We start from the raw sequence: 6,374 nt of genomic DNA on the forward strand, positions 1-6,374 counted from the left end.
ACTGATGGGGCTGGACAGCGAAACCCTGCCCGATGATCTGGCCCGGCGCATGGCCATCCTATCCGAGGGCTGCATGTCTCCGGAGCTGGACGAGCAGGCGGTAGTGAAGCTTTTTCTGGTGCTGCCCGTGTTTGGTTACACATTGTCGGAGACCATTTTGAATCTGACCGGAGAGGGTGCAGAACTGGGGGAGTAGAAGCCCTCTGGCGGGATCAGGGCATACGGGCGGCCTTGAATCTTGGCCACGCCAGGGGGAAGATGCTGTTTGAATTAAGGCCGGATGTCTTTCCGCAGGGGTTTTTAACGGGGGTGGAAACGGCGCTGTGGGGGAGGTTTTATGAGGAGCTGAACAGCCAGTAGGGGCAGGCTGCCGTCATTAAGGTCGTTAAGGTCTTTAAAGTCCTTAAGGGCCTTAAGGACTTTAAGGGCTATGGCCCGATGGCCAAGGAGCCGGGCCGGATTCCGGCCCAGCGAGTAGAGGCTTCAGATGAGAAAAGGGGTCTGACCCCTTTTATTCCTTACTCCTTTTTAAGGAATTTCCGTCCCACTTATGTTCAGGGTCAGGTATGAAAGTCACGCCACTGCCCTGATATTGTGCACCCCACCAGAGTATAAATAGCCAACCTCCGGGAATTTTTGCTCTGTATGAGTTTCGAGGCGGACCTTCGTTCTTTATTTCTTCCCATTTGAGGGTTCCTGCATACTCTTTGCTAAATAGCCCCACGACTTTCACCTTCTACTAATGAGTTCATAACGTGGAAAAGGGGTCTGGAAAAGGGGTCTGACCCCTTTTACTTTTAAACCAGTCGGAGCTATCAGATATGTCTAAAGACTGCTGAGATAGAATTCTTTTCTTCTCTTTCCCGTCCTCCGTATCAAATATATAGGTACAATCCTTCTCAAAGAGATGGAATAGCCATACTGCCGAAGATTTCAAAAACTCGCGCTTCATGTCAGAGTGAACGGAGTAATGCTCTACCCCTGCATGGAAAGCCCTCTCGTAGACATCCTCCTCGTCCATGCGGTCCGGATCAAAGTTCCTACTCAACCGAGCTAGCTCTTCTTCCTCGACGTTCTTTGCCTCATTCTCTATCGCATCAAATGTCGGCAACAGCCTGCTTTCTATTGTAAATAAGAGCGACTCTATTCTTGAGATAATTTCGATCTTATCGTAATCATAAAGATATTTCACAGGATTCCTCTATGCTGCATAGAACATAATAAGAAAAGGGGTCTGACCCCTTTTATTTTGGAAGGTTCTCCAAGTTATCTTTAGCTCTTTCGTTGGCATCGGTCCTCAGGAAGCGCCGCCCATTCACCGTGATGATGTGGATATCCTGTCCTTTCTTCCACTTATCATTGCTATCTTTAAGAATCGTTATGAATGTCTTGTCGTCGTCCATTTTTGAAAGGACGTCTGTCCTGGTCCAGGTTTCACCAGCTCCAATGGTGTCCCCATTATCTTTATGCACCTTCACCTTATCGATGTACTGATCATCGCTGTCATAACGAACGGCTGATATCCCATAGTCTGCCCATTTGGCCATTTCTCCATCCTCCTAACTCAGGTGGAACCTAACTGGCTCCATTGGTGTGATATAATGGGGCGGCGGATCAGCTGCAAAAGCTAAAAGGGGGCTGCCCCCTTTTTGTTCTTGTTAAAGGAAACACTACCATTCTTCAGGGAGACTCTGCCATTCATCGTAATAATAAGAATCACAAGAGGTTATAAACGTATGAACCTCATTCATTGCCCCACAAAGAAGTTCCAATCTTATAACCTTCGGATAATTTAAAGACGTCTTACCTCCTTCCTTGTTATGAGCATACCGAAGGTTTTGGCCTGATTTATCAATACGCTGTAACTCATTCAGCAAGCCCTCAGTATTGTTTACTGGCTTCTTATCTGCCTTTGGCCATGTATCCAACAAAACCGGCTTTACGATTTTCCACAAGCCAATAATATTATGGCCTGACGACTTCTTTTTTTCTGATTTTGCAAGTCTACCGCAATTAACGATAGTACAGATAAGACTTTTAAGAGCCAATTCGATCGAATGCCGGTATAAATAAACGATCGGCATAAACAACTCATCTGGATGATACTGATCAGGATCATTTTCTTGAGCCCAGATTGCCATATTTGCGCATCTAAGATACGCTGCCGAGACTCTAGATTCATCAGCACAAAACTCATAAGCATGGTTTACAAAACATTTTGTTTTAGAATCAGAAACATCTCCCGACATACCATAGAATGACTTCCTGACATCTGGCCAGAAGCACGTTACCTCGCTATTCATACATCACCTAAAAAGATTCTGTAGCCATGTTAAAATGCAGACCAAGGAAGTATTCCGCCCTGCTGCACCTTTTAAAAAACGATCCTTTTCCATACCCCACCCTTTTTCTTCTGGCAAGCCCGGTATACATTTCCCGTAACTTTTTCCCATTCGCATCAACATCTTGACATTCCATTCCGGTCTGGGTACAGTTTTTATACTGCGGCAAAAAACCGCAGCCGGGATTAGCCTCCCGCTTGAACAGTAGGCGCGTAGCGCCCTTCCAGAAATGCAGGCGCATTTTTTGTGCCCTTGCATACCCTTATGGCGGGGCTGCGTGTGGGCTCTTCGGAGCGCCGGTTCCTACTGTCCGGTAAGGCTAACCCACGCAGCTCCGTCACCCACTGATTAGCCTCAGTTGTGGCGGATACCTCCCATCCTTTATTCAGTAGGAGAAACGCCATGGAAAACCAGTTGCCCACCCTTGATTTTACCTTTCAGAATCTCGTTGTCAGAACCCTCACGCAGGAAGACGGAAGCCTTTGGTTTGTTGCCAGAGATGTATGCGATGCTCTGGGGATTACCTGGAGCGGGAACAAAATTCTTGCCTCGATTCAGGATGAATGGAAAGGGGTCGTAAAACTCACGACCCCTTCTTCCGATGACCACCGGGGCGGTGGTGAGCAGCAGCTCATCATCATCAACGAACCCGCCCTCTACAAACTGGCCTTCCGGTCCAACAAACCCGCTGCCGAAGATTTCACCAACTGGGTAGCCAGTGAAGTTCTCCCCGCCATCCGGCGAACGGGCCGCTATGGCGCTTCCGCTCCCGTAACTCTCCCCCATGGCCATGACGACCAGATCCTTCTGGCACGGCACCTTGTCCGGGAAGTGAATGGTATGCTGGCAAGCTTGAGCACCCTGAGCCAGCTTCATCAGAATATGGTGGTATCCGTCAACAACGTACTACGAACGGTCTCTGTGCTGAGCCCGGAAGTTCATCATGAGGCCTTTGTTCAGTCTCTCCGGAATCAGGGCGACGGCAAGTAAGCCTTTTCTGATTTTATAAATGAAGCCCCTGCATCGGTTCCGGTGCGGGGGTTTTTTGTTTGTGGCTGGCCCCCCGTCAAGCGAAATCATGGTCTGTTTAAGCAAAAAGAACATGCATCTGCGCTCAACTAAGGTGCAAATAGCCAATGCTGCCCCCTGTGGCCCTATACTGCGAAGGAGTTGCCCTCATTAAGGTCCTTAAGGTCCTTAAGGAAGGCAGTCTTTTGTGGCAGACAGAACCGTTGCTACCCTTGACGGGCTTTCAACCCGAAAGCACAGCCGGTCTTTTGCGGTAGCCAAATACAAAACAGGCCGGGCAAACCGGAAACCGTAGGGGCAGGCCCCCGTGCCTGCCCAAATAAAGGGGCACCATGTCCAACGTAGAAAAAATAGTCAAAATCATCTTCTCCGGAGACGATCAGGTATCCCAGGTCGCCACAGGCATCAACACCAATCTGGGCAAGCTGGGAATGGCCATGAACGTCATAGAAGATGGCGTCCGCAGCGTCACAAAACCCATGGCTGCCATGGCCGATGCCACCCTCACCACCACCGCAGCCCTCGGAGCCATGGCAGCAGCCGGAACCGGGGTGGCCATTGCCGCTGCTGGTGAGTGGTCCGACTCCTTCAACGAGATTTCCACCCTCATTGATGCCACGGGCGATGACCTCGGCATCTTCCGCAAAAACCTGCTGGATTATGGTGCGGATTCCGCCTTTGCCATGGCCGAGGTGAACGCCGCCACCTATGCGGCCATATCCGCAGGCACGGACTACAAAGACGCCATCGGCCTCATCGCCCAGACCGAACGCCTTGCCATTGCAGGCAAAGCAGAGCTTGCCGATACCACCGTGGCGCTGGTTTCCACCATGAACGCCTACGGTGCCAGTGCAGACGAAGCCTCCCGGTACTCGGACATCCTTTTCAATACGGTCAAATCCGGGCAGACCACCCTGCCGGAGCTGTCCAAATCCCTTTCTCAGGCAACATCCATCGCCGCAGCCGGAGACGTGCCCTTTGAAACTCTGGCTGCGGCCATTGCCGTTCTCACCGCCAAAGGGATGCCCACCAGCGAAGCCATGACCGCCATCCGAGGAGCCATTCAGGCCATCATCAAGCCCACGGAGCAGGCCGCCAGAGAGGCCGAGGCTTTAGGCATTGGCTTTGATGTTTCTGCCCTGAAATCCAAAGGCTTTGAGGGTGTGATGCAGGATGTGTATGCGGCCACGGATGGCAATGTGGAAACCATTGCAAGGCTTTTTGGCAGCGTGCAGGGACTCACTGGCGTATTGGCCATGTTTGGTGCCGACGGCGGCGATCATTTTCTTTCCATGCAGCAGCAGATGCGGGCCTCTTCCGGGGCGACGGATGATGCTTATGGAAAAATGGTCAAGAATATTTCTTTCCAAAACCAACAACTCCTCAACTCCATGCGGGCCACTTTCGTGACCGCAGGCCTGCCCCTGCTGGATGAATACGGCGACGCCGTGAGCGCCCTGTCTGAGATATTCGGGGGGCTGCGAACCAGCATCGATGCCGGGGCCTTTGATGAGCTGTATGCCCGTCTTTCCAAAAGCGCCGGGGAGTTTACGGAATGGGCTTCCGGTATCGGTCAGGCCCTGCCCGAGGCGCTGGACAACATTGACTGGTCCCGCTTTACCGAAGGGGTGGACGAGCTAACCGAAACTATCAAAGAGCTTTTCGGGGCGCTCTTTCAGGGGCTGGACCCCACAAAGCCCGACGAGCTGGGGCAGATTCTTCAGGTGCTTGTGGATGGCATGGGAAGCCTTGCTACGGTTTCATCGGGTGTTTTGGAGGCATGGAACCCGCTTTTGCAGATGGCTGGCAGGCTGATGATCGCCTTTGCGGAGCTGGACCCGGCCACGGCAAAAACCACGGGGGAGTTTCTGGGTCAGTCCCAGATGATAGAAAAGCTCTCTGAAAAGTTCGGCTTCTGGGGCGGCATGTTGATTAAAACCCTGCTTCCCATGAGGGACACAGAGGCTGAGCTTGATCGCATCAACGTGGCCCTTGCGGGCGTGGGTGTTTACCTGCCCCAGAATACGGAAAAACTCCGGGAAATGGCCAAGGCCACGGACGAAACCGCCAAGGCCATGGAGGGCGGAGCCGGGTCCGTTGGCGAATTTTCCGAAGAGCTGGAAAAGCTCCATGAAAATGCAGAGGTGGAAATCAGGGTTTCTGCGGAAGAGATTCAGTCCGCACGGGATCAGATGAAGGCGCTGGGGATGGATGCCACCCACATCTCCGATGATATCATTATCGATTTTCTCATTCATAAGGACGAGGCCTCCTGGGATGCCCTGAAAACGGCCCTTGCGGATATCCCCGAAGAAAAAGCCACAAAGATCACGGCGGAAGCGGACGAGGCCTCCGCAGAAAAAACAAAATCACTTTTTGACATCGTGACGGACGACCGGGGCATTACCATTACCATGAACCCCGACAGATCCTCTCTGGAAGCCGCCAAAAAAGTCATTGAAGGCTCGGCTCCGGATACCAAAGCCATTGAGATGATTTTCGGATTTAATCAGGCGCAGACCGAATCCACGGTCAAGGCGTTGGAAGCCATGCTGGGCAGCATGGACAACATGGTGGAGTGGGAAGCCAAGCTGGAAATCGCTGAAGTGGAGGCCAACGCCAAAAAGGTGGAAGCGATTGTGTTTGGCCTGAGCAACACCATTTCCTCTACCGGGCAGGTGATGACGGATTTGTTTAAGCTCTGGGATACGGCCCAGTTTGGCTCCCAGCAGCATCAGATTGAAAGCTGGATCCGCGAAGAACTGCGCATACGGAAAGAAGCCCACGAAAAGCAGCTGCAGATGTCGGATGCCGAGATGCGGCTCATGGATGCCAGAGCAGACCGCTACCGCTTCGGCGATCCGCTGATCTCCGTATCCGGTGACGGGCTGCAGCCCCACCTGCAGCAAATCATGCTGGAGCTGTTCAGCCAGATCCAGATGTCGGCATCCAAGGAGTATCAGGAGTTCTTATTTGGCGGTGGCGGCTTATGAAAAGGGGTCA

Annotated in this window: 6 protein-coding genes; 3 read left to right on the forward strand and 3 right to left on the reverse strand. The window is 52.1% G+C overall.

Translation table 11 applies throughout. The features are described 5' to 3' along the window. Positions 1–196, forward strand: a 196-nt coding sequence (locus OOT00_RS15635; protein WP_265426361.1) for a hypothetical protein, incomplete at its 5' end; no start/stop codon positions are given. 552 nt (positions 197–748) lie between these two features. Here OOT00_RS15635 and OOT00_RS15640 read toward each other — a convergent pair. From OOT00_RS15640 to OOT00_RS15650, 3 genes are all read right to left on the reverse strand, one after another. Then, positions 749–1,192 (reverse strand): hypothetical protein, encoded by a 444-nt coding sequence (locus tag OOT00_RS15640; RefSeq protein ID WP_265426362.1) that lies wholly within the window; start codon positions 1,190–1,192, stop codon positions 749–751. Positions 1,193–1,244: 52 nt separating this feature from the next. Further along, positions 1,245–1,547, reverse strand: coding sequence for a DUF3892 domain-containing protein (locus OOT00_RS15645; RefSeq protein ID WP_265426363.1), 303 nt, complete (start codon positions 1,545–1,547; stop codon positions 1,245–1,247). Positions 1,548–1,670: 123 nt separating this feature from the next. After that, the gene (locus OOT00_RS15650) at positions 1,671–2,249 is read right to left on the reverse strand and encodes a hypothetical protein (protein ID WP_265426364.1); all 579 of its coding nucleotides are present in this window, start codon (positions 2,247–2,249) and stop codon (positions 1,671–1,673) included. Between the two features lie 495 nt (positions 2,250–2,744). On the opposite strand from OOT00_RS15650, the gene OOT00_RS15655 reads away from it, so the two are divergent. Both OOT00_RS15655 and OOT00_RS15660 read left to right on the forward strand, forming a co-directional pair. Further along, positions 2,745–3,332, forward strand: a complete 588-nt coding sequence (locus tag OOT00_RS15655; protein ID WP_265426365.1) for a BRO-N domain-containing protein — start codon at positions 2,745–2,747, stop codon at positions 3,330–3,332. A gap of 371 nt (positions 3,333–3,703) precedes the next feature. Continuing rightward, positions 3,704–6,364, forward strand: a complete 2,661-nt coding sequence (locus tag OOT00_RS15660) for a phage tail tape measure protein (RefSeq protein ID WP_265426366.1) — start codon at positions 3,704–3,706, stop codon at positions 6,362–6,364. Positions 6,365–6,374 lie beyond the last annotated feature (10 nt).

Source organism: Desulfobotulus pelophilus (assembly GCF_026155325.1).
Classification (GTDB): Bacteria; Desulfobacterota; Desulfobacteria; order Desulfobacterales; family ASO4-4; genus Desulfobotulus; species Desulfobotulus pelophilus.

Excerpts from the sequence above, each read along its gene's own strand:
- OOT00_RS15650 (WP_265426364.1), bottom strand. The coding sequence starts at position 2,249 with ATGTCGGGAGATGTTTCTGATTCTAAAACAAAATGTTTTGTAAACCAT.
- OOT00_RS15645 (WP_265426363.1), bottom strand. The coding sequence starts at position 1,547 with ATGGCCAAATGGGCAGACTATGGGATATCAGCCGTTCGTTATGACAGC.
- OOT00_RS15660 (WP_265426366.1), top strand. The coding sequence starts at position 3,704 with ATGTCCAACGTAGAAAAAATAGTCAAAATCATCTTCTCCGGAGACGAT.
- OOT00_RS15655 (WP_265426365.1), top strand. The coding sequence starts at position 2,745 with ATGGAAAACCAGTTGCCCACCCTTGATTTTACCTTTCAGAATCTCGTT.